The organism is Pseudomonas sp. ITEM 17296 (assembly GCF_028895205.1).
GTDB classification, from domain to species: Bacteria; Pseudomonadota; Gammaproteobacteria; order Pseudomonadales; family Pseudomonadaceae; genus Aquipseudomonas; species Aquipseudomonas kermanshahensis.
In genome coordinates this window covers 134,602-158,371 of the sequence record NZ_WJRS01000006.1, presented here as the reverse complement: position 1 = coordinate 158,371, position 23,770 = coordinate 134,602, and the positions used below count along the sequence as shown (strand labels likewise).

The 23,770-nt window shown below is 61.2% G+C and carries 21 protein-coding genes and 1 pseudogene; 8 read left to right on the top strand and 14 right to left on the bottom strand.

Annotated elements, in window-relative coordinates; translation table 11 throughout:
• Window positions 1-17: 17 nt before the first annotated feature.
• The 6 genes from GIB19_RS09625 to GIB19_RS09600 form a co-directional block, all read right to left on the bottom strand.
• Window positions 18-1,334 (bottom strand): MFS transporter, encoded by a 1,317-nt coding sequence (locus GIB19_RS09625; protein WP_099429327.1) that lies wholly within the window; start codon window positions 1,332-1,334, stop codon window positions 18-20.
• 67 nt (window positions 1,335-1,401) lie between these two features.
• Entirely contained in the window at window positions 1,402-1,926 is a 525-nt protein-coding gene (locus GIB19_RS09620) for a gamma carbonic anhydrase family protein (protein ID WP_027593263.1), read from the bottom strand.
• Window positions 1,927-3,129, bottom strand: a complete 1,203-nt coding sequence (locus GIB19_RS09615; RefSeq protein WP_033694013.1) for a CaiB/BaiF CoA transferase family protein — start codon at window positions 3,127-3,129, stop codon at window positions 1,927-1,929. It abuts the gene before it with no gap.
• Window positions 3,129-4,049 carry a hydroxymethylglutaryl-CoA lyase gene (locus GIB19_RS09610; RefSeq protein WP_274885322.1) on the bottom strand — a complete coding sequence of 307 codons (921 nt, stop codon included), beginning with the start codon at window positions 4,047-4,049 and terminating at the stop codon, window positions 3,129-3,131. The genes GIB19_RS09615 and GIB19_RS09610 overlap by 1 nt, the downstream gene beginning before the upstream one ends.
• A gap of 98 nt (window positions 4,050-4,147) precedes the next feature.
• Window positions 4,148-5,059: a LysR family transcriptional regulator gene (locus GIB19_RS09605; protein WP_085272853.1), complete on the bottom strand. Its 912-nt coding sequence runs from the start codon at window positions 5,057-5,059 to the stop codon at window positions 4,148-4,150.
• A 164-nt stretch (window positions 5,060-5,223) separates the two neighbouring features.
• Window positions 5,224-6,114 carry a LysR substrate-binding domain-containing protein gene (locus GIB19_RS09600; protein WP_085272854.1) on the bottom strand — a complete coding sequence of 297 codons (891 nt, stop codon included), beginning with the start codon at window positions 6,112-6,114 and terminating at the stop codon, window positions 5,224-5,226.
• Window positions 6,115-6,264: 150 nt separating this feature from the next.
• On the opposite strand from GIB19_RS09600, the pseudogene GIB19_RS09595 reads away from it, so the two are divergent.
• The 5 genes and pseudogenes from GIB19_RS09595 (at window position 6,265) to GIB19_RS09575 (ending at window position 12,023) form a co-directional block, all read left to right on the top strand.
• Window positions 6,265-7,123: pseudogene (locus GIB19_RS09595) on the top strand (transketolase).
• Window positions 7,120-8,121 carry a transketolase family protein gene (locus GIB19_RS09590; protein ID WP_027593269.1) on the top strand — a complete coding sequence of 334 codons (1,002 nt, stop codon included), beginning with the start codon at window positions 7,120-7,122 and terminating at the stop codon, window positions 8,119-8,121. Before GIB19_RS09595 ends, GIB19_RS09590 begins: the two are co-directional and overlap by 4 nt.
• A 128-nt stretch (window positions 8,122-8,249) precedes the next feature.
• Window positions 8,250-9,551: an MFS transporter gene (locus tag GIB19_RS09585; protein WP_274885321.1), complete on the top strand. Its 1,302-nt coding sequence runs from the start codon at window positions 8,250-8,252 to the stop codon at window positions 9,549-9,551.
• A 31-nt stretch (window positions 9,552-9,582) separates the two neighbouring features.
• A complete protein-coding gene (locus GIB19_RS09580; RefSeq protein WP_027593271.1) occupies window positions 9,583-9,981 on the top strand; it encodes a glucose dehydrogenase in 399 nt (132 codons plus the stop codon).
• 11 nt (window positions 9,982-9,992) lie between these two features.
• Window positions 9,993-12,023, top strand: coding sequence for a pyrroloquinoline quinone-dependent dehydrogenase (locus GIB19_RS09575; protein WP_274885320.1), 2,031 nt, complete (start codon window positions 9,993-9,995; stop codon window positions 12,021-12,023).
• Window positions 12,024-12,169: 146 nt separating this feature from the next.
• Here GIB19_RS09575 and GIB19_RS09570 read toward each other — a convergent pair whose 3' ends face one another.
• The 5 genes from GIB19_RS09570 to GIB19_RS09550 all read right to left on the bottom strand — a co-directional run bounded on the left by GIB19_RS09570 (window position 12,170) and on the right by GIB19_RS09550 (window position 16,583).
• The gene (locus tag GIB19_RS09570) at window positions 12,170-12,607 is read right to left on the bottom strand and encodes a GlcG/HbpS family heme-binding protein (RefSeq protein WP_099429322.1); all 438 of its coding nucleotides are present in this window, start codon (window positions 12,605-12,607) and stop codon (window positions 12,170-12,172) included.
• Window positions 12,600-13,988 carry a metal-dependent hydrolase family protein gene (locus GIB19_RS09565; protein ID WP_274885319.1) on the bottom strand — a complete coding sequence of 463 codons (1,389 nt, stop codon included), beginning with the start codon at window positions 13,986-13,988 and terminating at the stop codon, window positions 12,600-12,602. Before GIB19_RS09565 ends, GIB19_RS09570 begins: the two co-directional genes overlap by 8 nt.
• Window positions 13,989-14,096: 108 nt before the next feature.
• A complete protein-coding gene (locus GIB19_RS09560) occupies window positions 14,097-15,020 on the bottom strand; it encodes a LysR family transcriptional regulator (RefSeq protein ID WP_274885318.1) in 924 nt (307 codons plus the stop codon).
• The gene (locus GIB19_RS09555) at window positions 15,002-15,391 is read right to left on the bottom strand and encodes a Rieske (2Fe-2S) protein (protein ID WP_274885317.1); all 390 of its coding nucleotides are present in this window, start codon (window positions 15,389-15,391) and stop codon (window positions 15,002-15,004) included. Before GIB19_RS09555 ends, GIB19_RS09560 begins: the two co-directional genes overlap by 19 nt.
• A 64-nt stretch (window positions 15,392-15,455) precedes the next feature.
• Entirely contained in the window at window positions 15,456-16,583 is a 1,128-nt protein-coding gene (locus GIB19_RS09550; RefSeq protein ID WP_274885316.1) for an FAD-dependent oxidoreductase, read from the bottom strand.
• A gap of 219 nt (window positions 16,584-16,802) precedes the next feature.
• Here GIB19_RS09550 and GIB19_RS09545 point away from each other — a divergent pair, with 219 nt between their 5' ends.
• The 3 genes from GIB19_RS09545 (at window position 16,803) to GIB19_RS09535 (ending at window position 20,195) form a co-directional block, all read left to right on the top strand.
• Entirely contained in the window at window positions 16,803-17,726 is a 924-nt protein-coding gene (locus tag GIB19_RS09545) for a LysR family transcriptional regulator (RefSeq protein WP_027593285.1), read from the top strand.
• Window positions 17,727-18,079: 353 nt separating this feature from the next.
• Window positions 18,080-19,237, top strand: a complete 1,158-nt coding sequence (locus tag GIB19_RS09540; protein ID WP_274885315.1) for an alpha/beta hydrolase family protein — start codon at window positions 18,080-18,082, stop codon at window positions 19,235-19,237.
• Window positions 19,238-19,259: 22 nt separating this feature from the next.
• On the top strand, window positions 19,260-20,195 hold the full coding sequence (locus tag GIB19_RS09535; RefSeq protein ID WP_274885314.1) for a VOC family protein: 936 nt from the start codon (window positions 19,260-19,262) through the stop codon (window positions 20,193-20,195).
• Window positions 20,196-20,319: 124 nt separating this feature from the next.
• Here GIB19_RS09535 and GIB19_RS09530 read toward each other — a convergent pair whose 3' ends face one another.
• Genes GIB19_RS09530 through GIB19_RS09520 form a run of 3 tightly spaced genes read right to left on the bottom strand, consistent with a single transcriptional unit; the run spans window position 20,320 to window position 23,768 of the window.
• Window positions 20,320-21,327, bottom strand: coding sequence for a formylglycine-generating enzyme family protein (locus tag GIB19_RS09530; RefSeq protein ID WP_274885313.1), 1,008 nt, complete (start codon window positions 21,325-21,327; stop codon window positions 20,320-20,322).
• The gene (locus GIB19_RS09525) at window positions 21,324-22,961 is read right to left on the bottom strand and encodes an arylsulfatase (protein ID WP_274885312.1); all 1,638 of its coding nucleotides are present in this window, start codon (window positions 22,959-22,961) and stop codon (window positions 21,324-21,326) included. The genes GIB19_RS09530 and GIB19_RS09525 overlap by 4 nt, the downstream gene beginning before the upstream one ends.
• Window positions 22,962-22,979: 18 nt before the next feature.
• Window positions 22,980-23,768: a cyclase family protein gene (locus GIB19_RS09520; protein WP_274885311.1), complete on the bottom strand. Its 789-nt coding sequence runs from the start codon at window positions 23,766-23,768 to the stop codon at window positions 22,980-22,982.
• Window positions 23,769-23,770: the final 2 nt, after the last annotated feature.

The window sequence follows — 23,770 nt, the reverse complement described above, 5'->3', positions numbered from 1 at the left end:
TTGGAAAGCGCTGTTGTTCAAGCCTTGGGATTTCTGACGCAGCGCATCACCACCAGGCAAGCGATCAGGATCAGCGGTGCAATCGACAGCATGCCCATGTAGTTACTGCCGGTTAGGTCATTGATTTTACCAACCATCACCGGCGCGACGATGCCGCTCAGTTGGCCAACCGAGTTTATCGCCGCAGTGCCCGTGGCGATGGCCAGCCCTGAGAAAGTCGATTGGGGAATTGTCCAGAAGATCGGGATGGCGATGAATGTGCCTGCGGTGGCCAGCACCAGCGCAGCCATCATGGCCACCGACGAGTCGGAGTACAGGCAAGCCAACAGATAACCGCAAGCGGCCGCCAGAAGGCAGTACACCAAGTAGCGCTTACGCTCACCCGTGCGGTCGGATCGGCGGGTCAGCCACACCATGCCAATGCAGGCCACTGCATACGGCAATGCCGACAGCACGCCGACCCACAGCATGTCCTGCACGCCGGACGACTTGATCAGGTGTGGCATCCAAAAGTTCAGGCCGTAGGAAGCAGTTTTCACCACGTAGTAAATGAACGCCATGATCGCCACTTCGCGGGTCAGCAGCACCTGCCAGATCGACCCCAGCATTGGTTTCTGCACGCGCCTGTCCTGAGCCAAGTTCTCCGCCAGCAGGTCTTTCTCCTGGCGGCTAAGCCATCTGGCCGACTCGATGTCGCGGTCAAGCTTCCTTAGCACCAGCAGCCCCAGAAACACGCATGGCAAACCCGACATCAGAAACAGCCAGTGCCAGCCCGCCAGGCCCAATACACCATCCATGGTTCCCAGCAGGAAGCCCGCAGCCGGCCCGCCCACCGCCCCGGCCAAGGGCACGGCAAGGAACCACAAGCCGTTCATTTTTGCCAAGTGTTTCTTAGGGAACCAGCAGGCCAAGTAGAACAGGATCGCCGGGCCGAAACCCGCTTCCATTACCCCGATCAGAAAGCGCAGGAAATACAGCGTGTAATGGGTGTAGGCGAATACCAGGGCCGCCGTGGCCAGGCCCCACGACACCATGATCCGGCAGATCCAGGCCGGCGCCCCGTAGCGCTTGAGGCCCAAACTGCTCGGCACTTCGAACAGCACGTAGCCGATGAAGAACATGCTCGCGGCCAGTCCGTAGGCGGCGTCGCTCAGGCCCAGCTCAGCCTGCATCTGAGTCTTGGCGAAACTGATGTTGATGCGGTCGAAGTAGGAAAAAAGGAAACAGATGATGGCCAGCGGCATGATGCGCCAAGCCACGCGGCGGTAAAGCAGCAGTTCGTCGATGTGGCTGTCGGCGCGCTCGCGCGCCACTTCGCCAGTCAAGGCAACCATGGTGAATCTCCATTTTTGTAATTATTGGAGAGCGACGGCGCCCGTTGAGGGCGCCGCGTACAACGTGTCAGCCAATGCGCACGAGCTTTTCCTTGAAGGCCTGGCCCTTGCGCACGTACTCGGCGGCATTGGCGTGCATGCCGGCGACGGCTTCGGGGCTCAGCTCACGCACCACCTTGGCCGGCGCGCCGAGAATCAGCGAGTTGTCGGGGAACACCTTGCCTTCGGTGACGATGGCGCCGGCTCCGACCAGGCAGTTGCGGCCGATCACCGCGCCATTGAGCACCACCGCCTGGATCCCGACCAGCGCGCCATCGCCGATGCTGCAGCCGTGCAGCATGGCCTGATGGCCGATGGTGACGTTGCGACCCACGGTCAGGGCAAACCCTGGGTCGGCATGCAGCACCGCCCCTTCCTGAACATTGCTGTGCTGGCCGATGCGGATCGGCTCGTTGTCACCGCGCAACACTGCCTGCGGCCACACGCTCACGCCCTGCTCCAGGGTGACATCGCCGATTACCGTGGCGTCCTCGGCGATGAAGGTTTCCGGGTGAAGGGTCGGGGTCAGTGTGTCGTATCGATAGATGGCCATTCAGTGCACTCCCTGGGCCGGGTCGTCGGTTTTCAGCACCCCCGCCGCACACAGCTCGGCGATGCGTTCATCGCTATAGCCCAGCTCGCGCATGACCTTGTGCGTGTGTTCGCCAATCCGCGGGATCGGCCGGCGCGGCTGCAGGCGCTGGCCATCCAGCGACAGCGGCAGCAAGGGCATCGGCGTGCTGCTGCCATCTTCCAGCAGCAGGTTCGCCATGCCACCGCTCTGGATCAGGTGCGGGTCGTCGAACAGTTCTTCTGGGCGGCGGATCGGCGCGAACGGAATACTGTTCGCCTCCAGTTCCGTAGCCAATTGCTGGGCATCGAGATTGGCGAACACCTCGGCCAGATGCGCCAGCAGCCGCGGCCGCTGCAATACCCGGTCATTGTTGGTCGCCAAGGTCGGGTCGTCGAGCAAGGCGGTCTGGCCCAGCAACTGGCACAGGGCCTGCCACTGGCCTTCACCCGTGGCAGCGACGAACATCTGCTCGCCGCCCGCGAAGGTGAACACGTCGTAGACCGCCCAGGCACTGATGCGGTTGGGCATCGGCGCCGCTGCCTGGCCGGTCACCACGTACTGCTGCATGTGCTGGGCCGCGAGCAACACGCAGTTTTCGTATAGTGCACTCTGCACTTCGCGGCCCACACCCGTGGTGTTGCGCTCGTTGAGCGCGGCCAGTACACCAATGGCGCCGAACATGCCGCCCATGATGTCGTTTACCGAACTGCCGGCGCGCAAGGGGCGGCCCACCGGCCCGGTCATGTAGGCCAGGCCGGCCATCATCTGCACCACTTCGTCCAAGGCTAGGCGGTTGTCGTACGGGCCACTGAGGAAGCCCTTGTGCGAGGCATAGATCAACCGTGGATTACGCTGGCGCAGCGTGGCGTAGTCGAAGCCCAGTGTGTGCATGCGCCCGGGTTTGAAGTTCTCGATGAATACGTCGGCGCTGTCGATCAGCGTCAGCACCGCCTCACGGCCCTGGAGGGTGTCGAGGTCGACGGCGATGCACTGCTTGTTGCGGTTGAAGGTGCGGAAGAACCCCGCCCCCGCCCCGAGCAAGCGGCGAGTGCCGTCCCCGCGGGTGGGTTCGATCTTGATCACTTCGGCACCCAGGTCACCCAAGATCATGCCGCAGGTGGGGCCCATGACCATGTGCGAAATCTCGACGACACGAATGCCGTCCAAGGGGAGTCTGGACATTACGCGTTCCTTCGGTAGTTGAGCGGCAGGCCGGCGCGGGCAATAGCGCCGTAAAGCGGTTCATCCGGGAGCACCTCGCGCAGCAGCTGGCGGGAAGCGATCAGCGCTGGCAGGTCGATACCAGTGTCAAAACCCATGCTCTGCAGCATGAACACAAGGTCTTCGGTCACCGTATTGCCCGACGCACCTGGTGCGAACGGGCAACCGCCAAGGCCGGCAAGCGATGCATCCAGCTCGCGAATACCCTGCTGCACCGCCACCAGGCTGTTGGCCAGGGCCAGGCCACGGGTGTCGTGGAAGTGCGCGGCACGCAGTCGCTTGCCGGCAATGGAGCGAACGGCCTGGATCACAGTAGCCACCTGGCCGGGGTTGGCGTAGCCGGTGGTGTCGCCCAGCGAGACCAGGTCGCAGCCCGCCTCGATCACCTGGCGGGTCAGCTCGCACAGGTCGGCCAATGGCACATCGCCCTGGCGGGTGCAGCCAAAGGCCACTGACATGCCGGCGATCATCTGCACATCGTGACGCCCCAGCTCGCTGCGCAGTTGGCACATGCGCCCCAGTTCCTCGACCATTTCCTGCGGCGTACGGCGCACGTTGGCCAGGCTGTGGGCGGTGCTGACGGATACCGGCGCGACGATACGCTGGGCGCCTGACTCCAGCGCATCCTGCGCACCACGCAGGTTGGGTGCTAGCACCGTCACCAGCAGATCGGGGTACGTCAGGGCATGGCCCACCACCTGTCTGGCATCGGCCATCTGCGGCAGCAGCCGGGCCGGCACGAACGAGGCGACTTCCATATGGCGCACGCCAGCGGCATAGGCGCGATCAATCCAGCGCAGCTTGGCGGCAGTCGGCATTACCGTGTGCAGGCTTTGCAGGCCATCGCGCATGCCGACTTCGTTGATTGTTATTGTTGTCATCGCGGTCTCTCTGTCTGAAGCGTGGGGCCAGACTAAGAGCAGGACGACAGGCAGAAAAGACGTGTTTCACGGGCTGATCCATCGTCAGCCGCGATGGATCAGCTCCGTGTTTGCCAAGCCGGCGCACGCAGTAGCAAATGGTCGAGCAAGCGACGCGCAGACAGGCTCAAGGCATGCCGGTCGCGCATGCAAATGACGAACTCGCCAAGCGCCCAGTCATCGGTCAGCGGGATCACTCTCAGGTCGAACAGCTGCGCATAGCGCGCCACCGCCTCCTGCGGGAACACTGCGAGGCCCAGGCCGAACTGCACCAGACGATAGGCCGCGTCAAATGACGACACGTACGAGCGAAAACGCAATTCCTTGCCCGCCGCCTCAGCGCTGTTGCGCATGAAGGTATTGAGCGTGGCGAATGCCGACAAACCCAGATGCTCGTAATCCAGCGTCTCTTCGAACGCGATACTGCCCCGCCCGGCCAGCGGGTGATCGGCGCCAACTACCACGGCCAGATGATCCTGCCGGTACGGGACGAACTCCAGGTCGCCAACGGCCATCGACTTGCGGCAGATGCCCAGGTCTGCATTGCCCTCCGCTACCCCGCGCACCACATCCGGACTGAAGCGTTCTTCGATATCCGCCTGAATCAACGGATTGTCGAGCATGAAGTCCGATAATTCCTCGGGAAGGAACTCCATGATCGACGAGACATTGGCTAGCACACGCACATGCCCGCGTGCGCCGTCCGCGTATTCACTCAGTTCGCTTTGCAGAGATTCGATGGCGCGGGTCAGTCCTCGTGCATGGCGCAAAAGTGCGACACCCGCCGGGGTAGGTTCGACGCCACGCTTACTGCGTTTGAGCAGAGTAATGCCAAAGCGCGCCTCAATATCCGAGATTCTCTTGCTGACAGCGGAGGGCGCCATGTATGCACGCTCGCTGGCTCGGGCGATAGTGCCTTCTTCGCAAATGATTACGAACAGGTGCAACGATAAGTGATCGAGGTGCTGCATCACATTTCCCACTACTAGAGACGACGAGCATAGCTGCCGCAGCAGCCGAGCCAGGGTGCTTGCATTTCCTTCATCGCCTTAGCTTGACTCCGCCGGCGGGGATTTCCAAGAAGCCAGTGCACACCGTCTGATTCTCCAGTGTCAACGCCTTGGGCTTCGGCAGCTCAAATTGCTTGAGCCGATAGTGCTTTGAACATCCACTGCTTAAACTGAGAAACTGCATGAGGCTGCCTAGGTCGGCGTGGATGCACTAGGTAGTGACCAACGTACCGAACGCTATTGCTGACATGGCGAAGCGGACTGACCAAGCGACCGCTCGCCAATTCCTGCTCGGCTAACAAATCAGATTCAAGTACTACGCCCAGACCTCCTGCAGCAGCAGCTATGCCCATAGAGCTCCGGTCAAACGCCAAGCCGTAGTTACTCGGTGGCTGCATTCCATTCGCTGCAAACCAGCCTCTCCACTGGACGGACTGACCGTCGCTTTGGATTAGGAACTGAGAATATAAATCCTGAGGGGTGCGCAGATGCTTGGCTACCTCCGGGCTGCACAGCGGTGTTAACTCCTCGATGCGCAGCGGCGTCTTCTCATGAGGCGACGGTCTGGGCTCACCGTAGACGATGTCCAGGTCGAAATCATCGTTATCGAACAGCGCATAGTCTGTGCTCGCTGAAATACGCAGATCAATTCCTGGGTGGTCTTCTAGGAAACTCGCTAACCGCGGCACCAACCACTGGCTGGCGAAGGTGGGCGCCGTGTGCAGACGTAGAGGTACCGCAGGCTCGTTGGTCGCGATCGCAAGGCCTCGACTCATTTCTTCGAACCCGCGCTGAACGTGATCCAGCAGCATGGCGCCTTCTAGCGTCAGGGATGTGTGGCGCGTGTTCCGCGTGAAGAGGGTAAGTCCTGCGGCCGCTTCCAGTTTGCGAATCGCATGGCTGACCGCGCTCGGGGAAAGATCGAGCTCCTTTGCTGCCTCGACAAAAGAGCAGGTACGACCCGCTGCTTCAAAAACTCTGAGGGCAGGGAGAGGCACCCGTTTCAAAAGCTTCATTGATGAATCCAGTTCATTAGTTGACGAATTTAAACCTTTTGTCGAGCCACTATTTTTACATGAATATCATGGCATTACCCAATACGGTTGCTGACTGATGAATAGGTTGCGTCAGTAAACCCGGATCGCTGGTCACCAATGGAGAACAATATGACCGAGATTCACCACCCGCTTTTGGCCAGGATGTCGGAACACGCGTGGCGTATTCGGCGTTTCGCCTTGCGCATGGGAGAGGTTCAAGGCCAAGGCTATGTGGGCCAGGCGCTGGGCTGGGCCGACGTGCTTGCTGTCGCCTACTGCCACGCCATGAATATTCGTGCTGATGACCCGGAATGGGAAGGTCGTGACCGCTTCCTACTGTCACACGGGCATTACGCCATTGCTCTATACGCCGCCCTCTTGGAAGCAGAGGTTCTTCCAGAAGAAGAGCTAGAAACCTACGGCTCCGACGACAGCCGACTGCCGATGTCCGGGATGGCGACCTATACGCCCGGCATGGAGATCTCGGGTGGTTCACTCGGTCAAGGCTTGGCGATCGCGGTAGGCCAAGCTCTTGCTCTGCGCATGAAGGGCAACGATGCCTTCGTCTACAACTCGATGTCCGACGGAGAACTGGATGAGGGGGCGGTGTGGGAAGCAGCAATGTCGGCATCGCATCATCAGTTGGGCAACCTGATCAACTTGGTAGACATCAACCGCCAGCAGGCTGATGGCCCCTCCCATGACATCCTCCAGTTCGAACCCCTGGTCGATAAATGGGCAGCGTTTGGCTGGCATGTACAGCGTGTAGACGGCAACGACCTGCAAACCGTGATCGAGGCGTTCGACATTGCTCGCGGTTTTACGGGGGGACAAACCTCGCGTGATCCTGTTCGACACGCTAATGGGTAAGGGTGTGCCTTTCCTGGAGCAGCGGGACAAGAACCACTTCATCAGGGTCGAGCCCGAGGAGTGGCAGCAAGCACTTACAGACCTCGACGAGATCTATGCGACCCGGAGCCCACAATGAACGCCGCCTCCTCTACAAAGCCGAAACTCACCACTTCGTCCATGATCGCCTCTATCGCAAGCGAGGGTCAGCGCACCACGTCAGCACCGTTCGGCCACGCCTTGATAAAGGCAGGCCAAAAGAACCCACGCATTGTCGGCATGACTGCAGATTTGGCCAAGTACACTGACTTGCACATTTTCGCCCAGCGCTATCCAGAGCGTTTCCTGCAGATGGGCATGGCTGAGCAGTTGCTCATGGCTGCTGCCGGCGGCATGGCCAAGGAAGGCTTCGTGCCTTTCGCCACCACCTACGCGGTATTCGCCACCCGACGCGCTTATGACTTCATTCATCAAGTGATCGCTGAGGAAAACCTGAACGTCAAAATCTGCGCAGCGCTGCCGGGCTTGACGACTGGGTACGGCCCGAGCCATCAGGCTACAGAAGATCTGGCGATGATGCGCGCGATTCCGCAGATGATGGTTATCGATCCTTGCGATGCATTGGAAACCGAGCAGTGCGTGGCCGCGATCGCCGAGCACGACGGCCCTGTCTATATGCGCCTGCCTCGTGGGCGGGTACCGCTGATTCTCGACGAGTACGATTACCGATTCGAACTCGGTAAAGCCCAGCTCCTACGAGATGGCAACGATGTGCTGGTCATTTCCTCCGGCCTTATGACGATGCGTGCTCTGGAAGTCGCAGACGAACTGGCCAAGCACAAAGTGGACACCGCCGTTTTGCACGTTCCGACAATTAAGCCGCTCGATGTCCAGACCATCCTGGAGCAATGCCGGCGCGAAGGCCGTCTGGTGGTCATTGCGGAAAACCACACTCAAATCGGCGGCCTGGGTGAGGCCATCGCCATGGCGTTGTTGCAGGCCCGCGTACAGCCTGAAGTACGTCACGTTGCGCTGCCCGATCAGTTCCTGGATGCAGGCGCACTGCCGACATTGCACGACCGCTACGGCATCTCCAAAGACGTCATGGTCGCCAACATTCAGCGCTGGCTAGGCTGACCATTCTCTGACCATACGGTGGTACCCGCTCACGTTGAACGCCCTTCTGCCTGGGCTCGTTGAGCGGGCTCGTGCCGTACAGCCCGATACTCCTCTGGATCGTCCCAATAAGTACAAAGGTGATGGCGATGCAAAAAGGCACCAGTCTCCTGAAGAAAAAACGTGTATGGATCTATGCGTTTCTCTTCACCCTGACCTTGATCAACTACGTCGACCGGGTCTCGCTCTCAGTCGCATCCAAAGTCCTCAAGGAAGAATTCGATATCTCGCCAGTTGCGATGGGATACCTCTTCTCATCGTTCGTGTGGCTCTATTTCCTCGCTCTCATCCCCATGGGCTATCTGGTGGGCCGCTTCGGCCCCAAGAAGGTTAATGGTTATGGGATCGGTGTTTGGTCGGTTGCAACGGCCTGCACTGCATTGTCGACTGGTTTCATCTCTTTGCTCAGTTGCAGGCTGATCATGGGCATGGGAGAAGCTACCACCTACCCCGCCGGTGCCCGGGTCATTCGCGAATGGATGCCGCTTAAAGAGCGCGGTATGGCCACTGCGGTCTTCCACAGCGGCAGCCTGGTTGGGCCGGCCATTGGTGCAATTGGTTTCGGCTGGCTGATCAGTACATTCGGCTGGCGCATCGCATTTGTCGTGGCCGGTGCATTGGGCTTCGTCTGGCTGGCTGCCTGGTTGAAGTGGTACAGCCATCCCGCTAAAGCGCCGTGGCTGGGGGATGCCGAACGCGCAGAAATTGCCGCTGGCAGCGTCTCTTCCAGTGCAGACCCTGCCCGGACTGTTTCCCTTGGTCTGAAAGGCCTCGCTCGCTCTAGCAGCATGTGGGCCATCGCCTTGTCCCATGGATGTGCGGTCTATGCCACCTACTTCTTCCTGACCTGGTTGCCAAGCTATCTGCAAGCCGAGAAAGGTCTGACGGTGATGTCGAGCGGTATCTACACCGCGATTCCGTATCTGGGCGCTGCAATTCTTGCCATCGTCATTGGTCGCTGGAGTGACAAAGTGATGCGCCCAGGGGCCGCAGAATCGGGACAGAGGCGCATGGTCGTTGCCAGCGTCTTGCTGGCGTCTTCGATCATCTTCCTGGTTCCTGCAATCGACAATACCTGGGCAATTCTTTTCGTAATCACGCTTTCGCTAGCCACTTGTGCCTCAGCGATTTCCCTGAACCTCTCGCTGGTCAACGATCTGGTGCGCTCGGAAGACGATGTCGGCACTGCAGCTGGCTTTATCACTGCAGTCGGCAATCTGTTCGGTCTCCTCGCTCCGATCGTGACTGGCTACGTGGTGGCCGGCTCTGGCAGCTTCGCCTTGGCCTTCGTCGTCGTCGGCGCATTACTTGTGATCGGCTCAGTCCTCTCGATGTTCTGCACACGTCGGCCCATCGGCTTTACAGCCTCCGGCAAACAGGCCGTGGCCTGAATCAATAGCAAATGAAGGAAGTAGTGGCGTCATGAATCAACGTAGTAGTGAATCCCGCAGCAACGGCCGGGCCTCGGCTGGTCACAGCGGGAAATGGCGGCTGGCGACCGTCGTGTTAGCCCTGGCGCTGGGGGCATTTGGCATGGCCCTTTTTGGCGGAGGCGTATGGCTGATGGCTTTGGGCGGTAGCTGGTATTACGCCCTCACCGGGGCGGGATGCGTAGTAACCGCTGTTCTGCTGTGCAGGCAACGATTAGCAGCTGTGTACCTGTTCGCCGTGATCTGGGGCCTGACACTGGTCTGGGCTTTATGGGAAGTCGGACTCAACTGGTGGGGGCTTGTACCACGTCTCGTGGCAATCACCGTCATCCTGTTGTTGATCCTTGCCGTGTCGCCGTCATTGCGTCGCGCCCCCCGCTCTGCTGCGTAAAGAGGTTTGTAATGTTCCTAACAGTCAAATGCAGAAGCGCGCTGGCGCTCGCCATTTCTTGCGTGCTTCAGATGCAGTTCGCTCAAGCTCAGCAGATGCCTCAGGTAGGCAGCGATTGGCCATTCTATGGCGGCGATCACAACGCTCAGCGCTTCAGCCCACTCAAGCAGATTACCCCAGAAAACGTCGGGCGCCTGGAGCGCGCATTTGTGTATCACACACGGGACTTGCCGAATCCTGGCAGTCGGTACTCGCCTGAAACAACCCCGGTCAAGGTCGGCAACGACCTGCTGATGTGCTCTGCTAAAAACATCCTTATTTCGATCAATGCTGCAACCGGCAAGGAAAACTGGCTTCACGACCCTGGAGTTCCTGATCAGGCCATTCCTCACGCAGCAGCATGCCGCGGCGTAGCGGTGTATACCGCGCCAGAGATCCCTGAGTCCGCACAATGCCGCAGCCGTGTGGTAGAAGCGACACTGGATGCGAGGCTGGTAGCTGTAGATCTGCGCACGGGCGAGCCTTGCAAGGACTTCGGGCAAAACGGCACCGTAGATCTTTGGGAAGGTCTGGGCAAAAAAGTCCCCGGCTGGTATGCGGTTACAGCGCCACCTACCATCGTCAATGGCGTGGTGGTCACGGGAGCACAAATCCGCGACGGTCAGGACGAGGATGCACCTTCTGGGGTGATTCGCGGCTACGACGCGATCACCGGGAAAATGGCCTGGGCTTGGGATCTGGGTAACCCTGAAAACGTTCATGGCCCAGCCGAAGGCAGCACCTACACCCGTGGCACCCCGAATATGTGGACGGCTGCAGTGGGCGATGAGCAGCTTGGCTACGTCTACCTGCCGATCAGCAACTCCTCAATTGATTACTTCGGCTCCAACCGTAGCGAGGAAGAAAACACGTATTCGACCTCACTGGTGGCCGTCGACGTGAAGACGGGCAAGGACGTATGGCACTTCCAGACCATCCGCCATGATGTGTGGGATTATGATCTGGGCAGTCAGCCAACCCTTCTTGATTTCCCTGATAAGGACGGAAAACCAGTGGCTGCAGTGCTGCTGCCGACGAAGCAGGGTGACATCTACATCCTGGATCGCGCAACTGGCGAGCCTCTGGTTCCGATTGGTGAAGTCAAGGCACCAAAAGGCGGCTCCGTTGAACCCCAATTCCTGGCTAATACTCAACCTACCTCCGAGTGGCACACTCTACGCAAGGCGCCGAAAACCGAAGCGGACATGTGGGGCTTCTCACCACTCGATCAGTTGATGTGCCGCATCCAGTTCCGCCAGGCCAACTACGAAGGCTACCTGACGCCGCCATCGGTGGATCGTCCCTGGATTCAATACCCAGGCTACAACGGTGGCTCCGATTGGGGTTCGGTCGCGATCGACCCAGTTCGACGACTGCTAATCGCCAATTACAACGACATTCCTAACCTCAACCAGCTCATACCGCGTGAACAAGCAGACAAGATGGGGCTCAAACCTATCTATGCGCCAAAGGTTGATGAGACCTCGCTGAACAAGGCTGGCAGCAAATCGGGCAAGGGCGAAAGTGGAGCATCGACCTATCCGCAGGTCAACGCGCCTTACGCGATCAGTGTGAATGCGGGATGGCGTAACTGGGGCACCGGCGTACCGTGCTCGGCACCACCGTATGGCGGAATTCGTGCAATCAGCCTGGATACCGGCAAGACCGTGTGGGACGAGCCGCTGGGTACCGCGCGTCGCAACGGGCCGTTCGGCATCCCGTCGCATCTGCCACTGAATATCGGCTTGCCAAACAATGGCGGAACGGTGGTCACCGCAGGTGGACTTACCTTCGTTGGCGCTGCGACTGACAACTTGTTCCGTGCTATCGACACGGCTACCGGTGAGGTGCTGTGGGAAGACGTATTGACGGCGGGCGCTCAAGCCAACCCGATCTCTTACGAGGTTGATGGTGAGCAGTATGTGCTCGTCTCAGCGTCCGGCCACGCCTTCATGGAAACCGGCACCAGCGACGAAATCATCGCATACAAGCTGCGTAAGTAATGCCTTGATGGGGCCCGCGTGGGCCCCGTCTTGACACTGATTCAGACTGAAACTTTTTCAGATATCCGAGACTGAGCGCACCCAATAAGCGTATGAAATGAGAAAAGCCACCCAAGCCGCTGGGGCAAAAGTGGCTTTTTTCCCTATCAACACGCCCCACTGTCGGGCATCAGGTTTGCCCCCAGCACGCCGGCAATCGCACAGCGTTCGTCGTTGTCGGAGCTGTCACCACTAATACCGATAGCGCCGATGACCTCCCCTGCCCCGTTACGCACCAGCACCCCGCCGGGCACCGGAACCATGTTGCCGCCGGCCAGGTCACTCAATGCATTGAAGAATGCAGGTAGCGCGGCAGCACGACGGGCAAGTTCGCGGCCGCCAAAGCCCATGCCGAGCACTGAGGCGGCCTTGCCCGACGCGATTTGCGGACGCAGCAGGCTGGCGCGCTCGTCGCGTTTGAGCGCCAGCAGGTGACCACCGGCATCCAGTACCGCAGCACAAAGTGGCTGCAAGGCTAACCGCCGGCCCTCTGCCAGCGCCGTGTCGACCATCCGCGACGCCAGTTCCAGGGTGAGCTTATTCATGCCGGCCTACCTTCTGCTCTGGTACAGATCCAGGTGTGCTGCGCTTACCCATTTCCATAGCCCGTTGCCGGGTGTGAAGTTCGGCCCATTTCACCGTGTTGAAGTCACTGACCTTGTAGGGATCGTAGCCCGGCACCTGGGCCTCCACGCGATGCCCGCCGAGGTACACGTCACGTATGCGCTCGCGCTCCTGAAGAATCGAGACGTTCTGCAGGGGGGAGCCATCAACACAGATAAAGTCGGCGCGACGGCCCACCTCGATGGCACCCACCTGCTGCGACACGGGCATCATCCGCGCGGCAACCGAGGTTGCCGCGCGCAATGCCTGGGCAGGGCTGAAACCCAACCAGTCGACAAAAATCTCGATTTCACGGGCGTGCCATTCACCGTAGGGAGTGATGGCGAAACCGCTGTCACTGCCGGTCATGAACGGCACACCGGCTTCGCGGGCGCGGCGCAAGTTGCGACAACCCACCTCGATCACACGGCGCTGCATCGCAGCGTAACCACAGCGGGTCGAAGGCTCGTAATCCTCGGCAAATTCGACGTTGTTGGCGAGCATGGTGAAGGTCGGAGCGAGGTGACTACCCGATTCGAGTATCGCCTCGATGCAGGCATCGTCCAGGAAAAAACCGTGGAAGATCACGTCCACCCCCACCTTCGCCGCATACAGCACCGCTTCGCGGCCATAGGCATGCACGGCGACTTTTTTTCCGAGGCGATGGATTTCCTCGACCATCGCGCGGGTTTCGTCCTGGGTGAACGCGGCGATATGTTCCCCGTTGGGACGCATGTGCGGGCCGTCCATAGCGATCTTGATCAGGTCCACGCCGTCCTTGGCCTGGCGACGGATTTCCGCAATCTGCTCGTCGCGGGTAGCGCACAGGCGGCCAGAGAAATACTCAGGCGTACCGACCCAACTGGGGAACCAATCGTTCAGGCTCTGCCGGTTGGCGATTACATTGCTACTGGCGGCAATGCGTGGGCCAGTGAACATACCGGCATTGATAGCGTTGCGTACGGCAATGCTGCAATGCCCGGCGTCACCCGGCACCACCACCGAGGTGTAGCCGGCGGCCAGTACATGCTGGGTAAAAAACAGACCGCGCAGGGCGCGAAATTCCGGCGAGACGTGCAGGTCGATGTCTTCCTCGCTCTTGGCGTTGCCGAACACCAGGTGGGTGTGGACATCCACCAGGCCGGGCATGACGAAGTGTCCGCCAGTGTCAATCACGCGTTCGCCAGGCAATGGCTGAGGAGCGGTCTGACGAGGGCCGACATGGGTGAACACACCCTTTTCGATGATCAGCACCTGGTCGTGGCGAGCCTGGTCCTCAAGGCCAGTAAAGAGGGTTTGGCAGTGAACGTGGCGTCTGGGCATGGCGGTCTGTCCTGTTGTTGTCGTACCGACACGGTATTGGGCAGCCAATGCCTGAGGAAGTGAAGTTTCCTGCTAGCCGGCCATGACAGAAATTGATAGCGGTCGTGGTCAGCCCGCCAACTCCGCCAACAACTGGCGCAGCCAGACCAGCGCCGGGTCACTGTCTTGGTAGGCGTGCCATTGCATCACCTGCAGAGTGGCGGGAATGGCGAGTGGTGGTGGCAGCAGGCGCAGAGGAAAGCGCTGCGCGTAGAGGTACGCCAGGCGACTGTGCAGGGTCGATAGGCAGGGGCCGCCAACGATGAATTCCGGTATCAACGCAAACTGGTCCACAGCCACAGCCACCCGCCGCGTCAGCCCCTGGCTTGCGATAAATTCCGCTTCCATGCTGCCCTGGGCGCCTGCGCCGGTCTCGCGGACCACATGTGGCGCTGCCAAGTAATGCTCCAGCGTGAGGCCGTCCATCAGGGCGCAGTTATCCCTGCAGGCAATGACGCTGAAGCTGTCTTCGAACAACGGTTGTTGCGGATGACGCGCCGAGCCATGGGCAAGCGGCAGGATCACCAGGTCGCAGTGCCGGTGCTCCAGGGCCTCATCCACCAGGCTGCCCGGCTCGGCACCGCGTAGCGGCACCAGCGTGAGAAGTTGCAAGTCGACCTGGGGCGCAAGGCTGGCCAACCGTCGCATTAGCGCCGGCATGAGCACCGCGATCACATAATCCGACGCAATGATGCGGAATTTGCGGCGCGCCGCTCCCGGGTCGAAGCTTGCATTGGCGAAGGCAATGCCCCGCGCGTTTTCCAGTACCTGGTCGATACGTGGGTGCAGTGACTGCATCAGCGCCGTGGGCAGCATGGCGCCGCCCACGAGGACAAACAGCGGATCGTTAAAATGCTCCCGCAGGCGACCTAGGGCCGCGCTGACCGCTGACTGGGTCAGGTGCAGGCGCACCGCGGCACGCGTGACGTGCTGCTCGACAAACAAAGCGTCCAGCACCACCAGCAGGTTCAGGTCTAGTCCATGGAAGCGCACGCAATAGCCTCATCGTTTGCCCGAGGGCCACCCTCCTCCAGCCATACGTTTCCCGAAACGTCGACCTTTACCCTCAGTGCTTGCAGCGACTGGCCCTGACAGGGGCCGAGCACGCAGAAGCCGTTGTCGGGCTGAAACAGCGCACCATGAGCAAAGCAGACGATGTGCCGGCCATCGCCAGACATGAAGCGGTCCTTGCGGTACTGCATGGCCACGTCCAGGTGCGGGCACAGGTTTCGATAGACACGCACCTGGCCACGCCAGCGCAACGCAAGCACGGTGTCACGCCCCTGGGCCCAGGGGTCGAACCCACGTGCTAGGCCTTCCTGCAACTGGGCGTCGCGGCAGAGCAATGTCAAATCCTGGGACACAGAGACCTCGATAACTCAGGGGGTGAACGCGTAAACACCGGAATAGCCGCCACGGCTAGCAGTTTCAGATCGGTTCGGCGGTCAGCTTGAGCATCGCCTTGGTCAGCCCGATGCGATCGAACGTCGCGTCACGGGCCATTTCCCTCTCCCCGGCCATGATCGAGTTCTCGCTGATGTACTTGCAGCGCTCAAAGCGGCGCGTCATGAAACGCTCAAGCCGCTCCTCCACCGAACCGCTGCCGCACAGCTCCAGGCTCAGAACCAGCGCGTCTTCGATTGCCATCCCGGCCCCCTGCCCCAGATGCGGCGTGGTTGCATGAGCCGCGTCGCCAATCAGCAGAACACGACCTTTGAACCAAGGTTCGTCGACGAACACCACTTCCATGGGTTTGTAGACCACCTGGCTGCTGTCGGTAATCTGCTCGCGCAACTCGCCCACCAGGCCTGCGATCTTACTGATGCGGTCACGCATCAGTTCGGCCAACTGTGCCGGCTCATAGCGCGGGTTACCCGGCTCGTGAGAGGTGGAGAACATGTACATCAGCTCGTCGGACAGCGGTACCAGGCCGGCGTTGCCCTCAGCACCGACATAGCTCGCCAGATGATCAATGGAAGGATGTCTAGGAAAGTTGTAGCGCCACACGGCCTGCCCGGTGAAACGCGGCTTGTAGGTGTCGCCAAAGAGCATGCCGCGAATCTTCGAATAAACGCCGTCGGCCCCCACAACCAAGTCGTAGCGAGCAGCGCTGCCATCGGTGAAGCTCACATCCACGCCGGCCGCGTCTTGTTGGAAGGAATCTACCGACAAGCCAAGGCGTACCTGGGTGCCAAGGTCGATCGCAGTGGTGCTCAGCACCTGGTGCAGAGACAGGCGCGAGATACCGACGTTGGCGGGATACTCCGGGCCGGCCAGGCGCTGGCCTGGGATGCGTACCAGGGCATTGCCCTGCAGATCGTAGATGCCAACATCCTCGAAGGCATAGGCTGCTTCGAGGTAGCCTTCGAGCACGCCGAGGCGGGCCATCTCTCGCACCACGTTGCTCTGCTGAATGATGCCGACACCATAGACGGTCCACTCGGACTTGATTTCCACCAGGTCCACCGCGATGCCCTGGCGGCGCAATGCGATGGCCGCGCAGAGGCCACCAATCCCGCCGCCGACTACGAGTACCTTGCTGATATCGCTGCTCATGGATGAATCCTTGTTCTTGTTGTGGGAGCGCAGGGTCGATCGCGAGCGTGACAACCCGAGCATTAACAGTGTTTTGACCGGGACCACGCCAGCGCGGCTGGGTAGCACAACAACAGAGGGGCCCTTAGGAGCACAGGCTAGGAAGGCAGGAACAATTTGACTAATCGTTAGTCGGGATGCAGGGTATCGCGAAAATAAATACAACAAGAGATGCCCGTGATGCGCTTTAAACACCTGGATTTGAACCTCCTGGTGGCGCTGGATGTACTGCTGGAAGAGCAGAACATCACCCGTGCCGCCGCCCGCCTGCACATGACCCAATCGGCCACCAGCGGTGTGCTCGGACGCCTGCGGACCTACTTCGAAGATGACCTGCTAGTGCAGGTGGGCCGCAAGATGATGCCCACCCCACTGGCAAAGGAACTGGCATTACCAGTTCGCGACGTACTGCTGAAAATCCAGACCTCCATCACCGCCAAACCAGTGCACGACATCTCCGAGAGTAAACGTCACTTCCGCATCATGGCCTCGGACTACCTGATCAGCGTGCTGTTCGCCGAGGCGATTCGCGAGATCAACCACGAAGCCCCGAACATCACCTTCGAACTCATCAGCCCCGGCCAGACCGCCATGGAAATGCTCATGCGCGGCGAAGTGGACCTGATGATCGCGCCAGAGCACTTCATCGTTAAGGAGCACCCCTCACAGCTCCTGTTCGACGAACAGCACGTCTGCGTGGTGTGCGCCGAGAACCACAGCATCGGCGAGCGCCTGACACTGGAACGCTACCTTGAGCTGGGGCATGTCGGCGTCGCCTTCGGGCGCAGCCGTACGCCCGGCATAGAGGAGTGGTTCATGAGCCAGTACGGCTGCAAACGCCGCGTGGAAGTCATCACCCACGACTTCAATACCTTGGCGCAACTGGTCATTGGGACCCAACGCATCGCCACCATGCACAGCCGCCTGGCACGGCTTTATGCACGCAACCTGCCGCTGCGCATCCTGCCGCCGCCGGTGGAGCTGCCGGCCATGCAGGAATACATGAGTTGGCACCGCAGCCTGGACCGTGACCCCATGCTGCGCTGGCTGCGCGAAAAGCTGACGGAGATGGTCAGCCGCCCAGAGTCTGCCGTTACCGCTTGAGCCCCTCGGCATTCGGGGCCCTGCTACGGCCCCATCCCGGATGCGCCAACCAATCGATACTGGCGATGCGTGCCCTCAGCGTTCGCCATGCCTGCCGTCACGGCGGCACGCCAGGTATCTCGCAATCCGATAGCTGGCATCCGAACAAGCGATTTGTCCAATCCTTTGGCCCATGCGAGCTTGCGCAAGCTGCCCCAAGGGGCGGCCGACGCCCGCGCCACTGCTTGATGCGGGAGCGTTCACACCGGGTTGCCCGACTTGAGCCCTGCCGATCTGCGAACAGCGCCTCGGGCGATAGCCCTCGCTATGCAGGGTCGATGGCGGCCAGGACCAGAAGAAGGAAAAACAACAATATGTTCCGCTATTTCCCCACCAACTACGTTTGGAACCTCTCGGTAAACCTCGCTATCGAGATGGGCGCGCGCATCGGTGAAATCGTCGAAATGTGCGAACCGCTTCAGGAAGCCGCCAAGCAACCTGACGCCGACGGAACCCGCGCCTTTCGAGAAGCCTGGTCGAAAACGGCCGACAAACTCTGCGACCTGGCCCGCGAGGACGAAGAGAAAGGCCGCCTGCTTTCGGCCGGCGAAAAGTACAACCGTGCCGCAACCTACTACCTCACAGGTGAACGCCTGCAAGCTCACGGCGCCCCAGGTCGCATGGAGCTTTACCAACGCTTCCTCGACACCTTCGCCCGCGGCATCGCGCTGTACGGGGAGAACTGCGAGCGGGTCGAGATCCCCTATGAGGGCAAAGTCATTTCCGGGCTATTCATCCGTGCCGAAGGCGTACAGGGGCCGGCGCCTCTACTGCTGCAACTCAACGGCCTGGATTCCACGAAAGAAATGAAATACCGGGTTGGCCTACCGGCCTGGCTCGCCAAGCGGGGCGTGTCATCGCTAGTGATCGACCAGCCGGGCACCGGCGAAGCGCTGCGCCTGCACGACCTGAAAGCCCGTTATGACGCCGAGCATTGGGGCAGCCGCGTGTTCGACTGGCTGGAAACCCGTGCGGATGTGGACCCCAAGCGCATCGGCTGCGAAGGCGTGTCGCTGGGCGGCTACTACTGCCCGCGTGTGGTGGCTTTCGAGCCGCGCTTTGCCTGTGGCGTGGTGTGGGGCGCCAACCACGACTGGCGCGACGTGCAAAAGCGCCGCCTGGAACGCGAAGGCAGCTTCCCGGTGCCGCATTACTGGGAGCACGTGCGCTGGGTCTGGGGCGGCAAAAACATCGACGAATTCATGACCATCGCCGAAAACGTCCACCTGGACGGCGTCGTGGAGCGGATCAAGGTGCCGTTCCTGGTCACCCATGGCGAGCAGGACTCACAGATCCCGCTCAAATGGGCCCACCGCACCTACGAACAACTGGTCAATAGCCCCAAGCGCGAACTGAAGATCTTCACCCCGCGCGAAGGCGGTGTGCAGCACTCCAGCTTCGATAACTCCATTAACGCCGGCCAGTACATCGCCGACTGGGTCGCCGAAAACCTCGGTGGTCGTACCGCCTGATAGACAAGAAGAGAAACCGACCATGAAAATCATCGGACCTGATTACCTTGTATTCGGCGTCGACAACGTCGACGCCTGCGTGCAATACCTCACCGACTACGGTTTGAAGCCGGGCAAGCTGGACGAAGCCGGCGGCTACCTCGAGGCCCTGGACGGCACAGGTATTGAAATTCGCCACCGCGACGACCCACGCCTGCCCAAGGCCATGGAGACCGCGAACACCCTGCGCGAAACCGTTTACGGCGTAGCCGACGAAGCCACCCTGCAGGCCATCGAGGCCGAACTTTCCAAGGACCGCACCGTTGTGCGTGGGGAGGACGGCGTTTTGCGCGTGGTGGACGACATGGGCTTCGCCCTGGGTTTTCGCATCACCCTGCGCCGCCCTTTGGCGATGCCCGGCGAAATAAGCAACGCCCCCGGCGCACAGCTGGGCCGTGCCATCAACTCGCTGGGCGCCAGCGACGACATGCCGGCTTTGCCACGCAGCCTGTCGCATGTGGTCTATTTCGTGCCTGACCAGGCCAAGGCTGAAGCGTTCTACACCCGCCTGGGCTTTGTCTGCACCGACCGCTTCGTCGACACCGGCCCCTTCCTGCGCCCAGCTGGCACCCAGGACCACCACACCCTGTTCCTGATCCAGACGCCGCCGTTCATGAAAGGTATCGAACACTTTACCTTCCACATGGGTGGCCCAACCGAGGTGATGATTGCCGGTACCCGCTTCGTCGAGAAAGGCTATGAGTCGTTCTGGGGGCCAGGGCGTCACCAGCTGGGGTCCAACTGGTTCTGGTACTTCAACAGCCCCATGGGCTGCCACGTGGAATACGACGCCGACATGGACCTGCATGACGAGCGCTGGACCGCGCGGGTTGCAGCGCCCGGTGCCGATAACTCGCAGTACTTCCTCTTCCACTACCAGGAAAAATGGGCCCCTGGCGGCCCGCCACCCAAACATTGAGGGTGGGTGGCTCCACGAACGCTGACACACCGTGAGCGGGTCGCCCCCTATACCCTGGGGCGACCCGCTCTTCGTTTCCCGGCAAACCGGTTGGCGAGGGGGCATTCAGACTGCTTGTACTACCCTACCACTCGGAGTGGGTCAAGGTTGTTGGCGGGATACGGCGAATGGTGCGAAAGCCCACATGAGAGGTCGCCAGGTCCGCATCCTGGCGCTCACGTGCCGCCGTGCGATAGCGGGCGCAATAGGACGCGGCGCAAAGGTAGGAGCCACCCTTGATGACCTGGGGACGCGACGGTGCAAGCGCGCTACGCAATTGGCTCGGATCGCCATTGGCGTGGCTGATCAGCGGCCCCCATTGGGCATCTGCCGTCCATTCCCAAACATTGCCGATCATGTCGAACAGCCCAGTGGCGTTGGTGGCAAAACAGCCCACTGGGGCAACGCCAGCGAAACCGTCCTCGGCTGCGTCATGCACTGGGAACACGCCCTGCCAGTAATTTGCGGCGGGCTGGCCGTTGCTGTCGCGTGGTTCCTCGCCGAGACGTTGCGAGGGGGCAACGCCGCGCGCTGCATATTCCCACTCGGCCTCGCTGGGAAGGTCGTTGCCGCGCCACTGTGCGTAGGCCTGGGCGTCCGCCAGGGTGACCAAGGTCACTGGGTACTGGTCTAGGTTGGCCAACGGCCCGCCCGGGCCCGATGGGTGGCGCCAGTCAGCCCCCCTTACGTAACGCCACCAAGGCAACGCCGACCCGTCGCTGGCCGTGTCCAGCGGTACGTGGAACAACGCGGCGCCACCGGAGCGCTCAGCCTCGGTGATGTAATGGGTAGCCTCGACAAAGGCGCCGAACTGCGCGCGGGTAACTTCGGTGCGATCGATCCAGAAGTCGCCGACGTGCACTGCGGCGAACGGTCGCTCATCCGGGTAACCCCCATCAGTGCCGGGGGTAAAACGCCCGCCGCTGACGCGGACCATCCCGGCCAGCGGGTCGTTGCCCCAACCCGCCGGCAAGCCACCGTAGGCCTCGCAGCCGGCGACATTGCCCAAGGGCAGGCTGGTGGGCGGCCGCGCAGCTACCGTCGCCAGGGCCAGCACACTCACGCAACCGACAACGATCAGCTGGCGCCTCATGGGGCCTTGGCCAGAGGCGGTGCGACCACTCCGACACGGCGGGCGTAGTCCTGCCAGGCCTGCTGCAAGCGTTGCGTCGTTTCCGGCTGGCTGGCGGAGAGGTCGTGCTGCTCGCCGCGATCGTGCGACAAGTCGAACAACTGCCAACGCAACGGTGGCTGGGGCTGGCCCGGCATGCTCCAGGGCACCAGGCCAAGGAGTTTCAGGTTACCTTCGCGGTAATAGCGGCTGCCAAACAGCTCACCGGCCATTACCGGCTCAGCCCGGCCTTTGCCTTCGAGCATCGGCAGCATGGAGCGGCCGGTGATGGGATGCTTGGGCTGGCCTTGGTACTGGTCACCCGGGTCCGGCAGACCCGCCAGAGCGAGGAAGGTCGGCGCTAGGTCATCCACCCGTGCCACGCCACGCTCCAGCCCCTGGCGACGCAGGCTGGCCGGCAATTGTACGATGGCCGGCACGCTGATACCGCCTTCGGAGGTGCTGCCCTTGAACAGCCGCAGTGGCGCCGCGCTCACCTCTGCCCAGCGCAGCCCGTAGTCGATCTGCGACCCGCGTCGGCCGAGATTCTCCAGGCGGTTGTCGGTATTCGGACCGGCGGGGTAGTACTGCTCGTGGCGTTCGCCAGCGGGGCCGTTGTCGGACATGAAAACGATCAAGGTGTTGTCCATCTGGCCGCTGGTCTGCAGGTATTCCAGCAGGCGACCGACGTTGTGGTCGAGGTTGTCCACCATCGCGGCGTAGATCTCCATCTTGCGCGCCTCGATGCGCTTGCGCTGGGGGTCCAGTTGGTCCCAGCCAGGCAACTGCGGGGTGACCGGGAGCGGCGCGGCGCTCTGGAAGTCGGCAGGCAGCAGGCCTTTTTCTTTCATGCGCTCGATTCGCGCCTGGCGAACCGCGTCGTAGCCGCCGTCGTAGCGACCGCGGTATTTATCCAGGTAAGCCTGCGGTGCTTGCAACGGCCAGTGTGGCGAGGTGTAAGCCGCATACGCGAAGAAGGGTTTGCCACTGCCCTGCCCCGCCTTCAGGTACGCCAGCAACTTGTCGGTATAGAAGTCCGTGGAATAAAAGTCATCCGGAAGCTCCACTGGCTTGCCATTCTCGCGGTAAGAGAGTTGTTCGATCTTCGCGGTCGAGCCAGGGGCGGGCTTGAAGTGCACCCCACCCCCTTCAAGCAGGGTGAAAGACTGCTCGAAGCCACGACGGTCCGGGCCCTGCTCCGGGGCCAGGCCCAAGTGCCACTTGCCGACCATGGCGGTACGGTAACCACCATCGCGCAACAGGCCGGCGATGGAGTGCGCCTGTTGGTTGAGGTAGCCCTCATAGCCTGGCTTGCCTCGCTGGAATGGCTGCATACCTTCGGCCATGGTACCCAGCCCGGCCAGGTGGTTGTCGGTGCCGGACATCAGCATGGATCGGGTCGGCGAACAGGTCGGCGCAGCGTACATGTTGGTCAGTTGCAGACCACTGGCCGCCAGGTGATCGAGGCTCGGTGTGGCGATTTCACCACCGAAGGCGCCGAGGTCGGAGTAGCCCAGGTCATCGGCCACGATCAGCAATATATTGGGGCGCTCGGCCGCATCGGCGAGCACTGGCGCAAGGCACGCTAAGGCCGCCAACAGTATGCGTAATCGCATGGGGAGTTGCTCCTGTTCTTATTCTTCGAAGATGGCCACGGCGCGGACGAAGCCGGCCGAGGCATGCTTGATCTTGTAAGGGAAGCAAGACACCAAAAAGCCGCTGGCCGGCAGGCTATCAAGGTTGGCCAGTTTCTCCATCTGGCCGTAGCCGATGTCGCGCCCAGCCTTGTGGCCTTCCCAGATAATCGACGCATCGCCACTCTCGGCGAAGCGTTCGCGGGTGTACTTGAAGGGTGCGTCCCAGCTCCAAGCGTCGGTACCCACGACCCGCACGCCGCGCTCCAGCAGGTAGAGGGTGGCTTCACGGCCCATGCCGACGCCTGCTTCCAGATACCCCGGCTCGCCGAACAGGCTGCCGGCACGGGTGTTCACCAGCACGATGTCCAGCGGCTGCAACTCATGGCCGATACGCGAAAGCTCAGCGTGCACCTCGGCGCCAGTCACCACATGGCCATCGGGCAGGTGGCGAAAGTCCAGCTTCACTCCCGCTTGCAGGCACCACTCCAGCGGCAGCTCATCGATACCGAACGCCGGCTTGCCGCCGTCGGTGGTAGAGGCGTAGTGCCAAGGCGCATCCATGTGAGTGCCGCTGTGGGTGGTGATGGACAGGCGCTCTGCTGCCCACGACTCGTGCCCCGGCATCTGGTCCAGGGACAGGCCAGGGAACATCGCGACCATTTCTGGCCAACCCTGCTGGTGGTCCATGTAGTCGATCTTGGGCAGCAGCGGCGGCGGGTCGGTGTAGGGGTTGTTGTCCAGCGTTACCGAGAGGTCGACGAGGCGGCGTTTACGGGCAAGGGTCATGG

Coding starts and splice junctions, on each gene's coding strand:
- GIB19_RS09625 (WP_099429327.1), bottom strand. CDS start 1,334: ATGGTTGCCTTGACTGGCGAAGTGGCGCGCGAGCGCGCCGACAGCCAC.
- GIB19_RS09620 (WP_027593263.1), bottom strand. CDS start 1,926: ATGGCCATCTATCGATACGACACACTGACCCCGACCCTTCACCCGGAA.
- GIB19_RS09615 (WP_033694013.1), bottom strand. CDS start 3,129: ATGTCCAGACTCCCCTTGGACGGCATTCGTGTCGTCGAGATTTCGCAC.
- GIB19_RS09610 (WP_274885322.1), bottom strand. CDS start 4,049: ATGACAACAATAACAATCAACGAAGTCGGCATGCGCGATGGCCTGCAA.
- GIB19_RS09605 (WP_085272853.1), bottom strand. CDS start 5,059: ATGCAGCACCTCGATCACTTATCGTTGCACCTGTTCGTAATCATTTGC.
- GIB19_RS09600 (WP_085272854.1), bottom strand. CDS start 6,114: ATGAAGCTTTTGAAACGGGTGCCTCTCCCTGCCCTCAGAGTTTTTGAA.
- GIB19_RS09590 (WP_027593269.1), top strand. CDS start 7,120: ATGAACGCCGCCTCCTCTACAAAGCCGAAACTCACCACTTCGTCCATG.
- GIB19_RS09585 (WP_274885321.1), top strand. CDS start 8,250: ATGCAAAAAGGCACCAGTCTCCTGAAGAAAAAACGTGTATGGATCTAT.
- GIB19_RS09580 (WP_027593271.1), top strand. CDS start 9,583: ATGAATCAACGTAGTAGTGAATCCCGCAGCAACGGCCGGGCCTCGGCT.
- GIB19_RS09575 (WP_274885320.1), top strand. CDS start 9,993: ATGTTCCTAACAGTCAAATGCAGAAGCGCGCTGGCGCTCGCCATTTCT.
- GIB19_RS09570 (WP_099429322.1), bottom strand. CDS start 12,607: ATGAATAAGCTCACCCTGGAACTGGCGTCGCGGATGGTCGACACGGCG.
- GIB19_RS09565 (WP_274885319.1), bottom strand. CDS start 13,988: ATGCCCAGACGCCACGTTCACTGCCAAACCCTCTTTACTGGCCTTGAG.
- GIB19_RS09550 (WP_274885316.1), bottom strand. CDS start 16,583: ATGAGCAGCGATATCAGCAAGGTACTCGTAGTCGGCGGCGGGATTGGT.
- GIB19_RS09545 (WP_027593285.1), top strand. CDS start 16,803: ATGCGCTTTAAACACCTGGATTTGAACCTCCTGGTGGCGCTGGATGTA.
- GIB19_RS09540 (WP_274885315.1), top strand. CDS start 18,080: ATGTTCCGCTATTTCCCCACCAACTACGTTTGGAACCTCTCGGTAAAC.
- GIB19_RS09535 (WP_274885314.1), top strand. CDS start 19,260: ATGAAAATCATCGGACCTGATTACCTTGTATTCGGCGTCGACAACGTC.
- GIB19_RS09530 (WP_274885313.1), bottom strand. CDS start 21,327: ATGAGGCGCCAGCTGATCGTTGTCGGTTGCGTGAGTGTGCTGGCCCTG.
- GIB19_RS09525 (WP_274885312.1), bottom strand. CDS start 22,961: ATGCGATTACGCATACTGTTGGCGGCCTTAGCGTGCCTTGCGCCAGTG.
- GIB19_RS09520 (WP_274885311.1), bottom strand. CDS start 23,768: ATGACCCTTGCCCGTAAACGCCGCCTCGTCGACCTCTCGGTAACGCTG.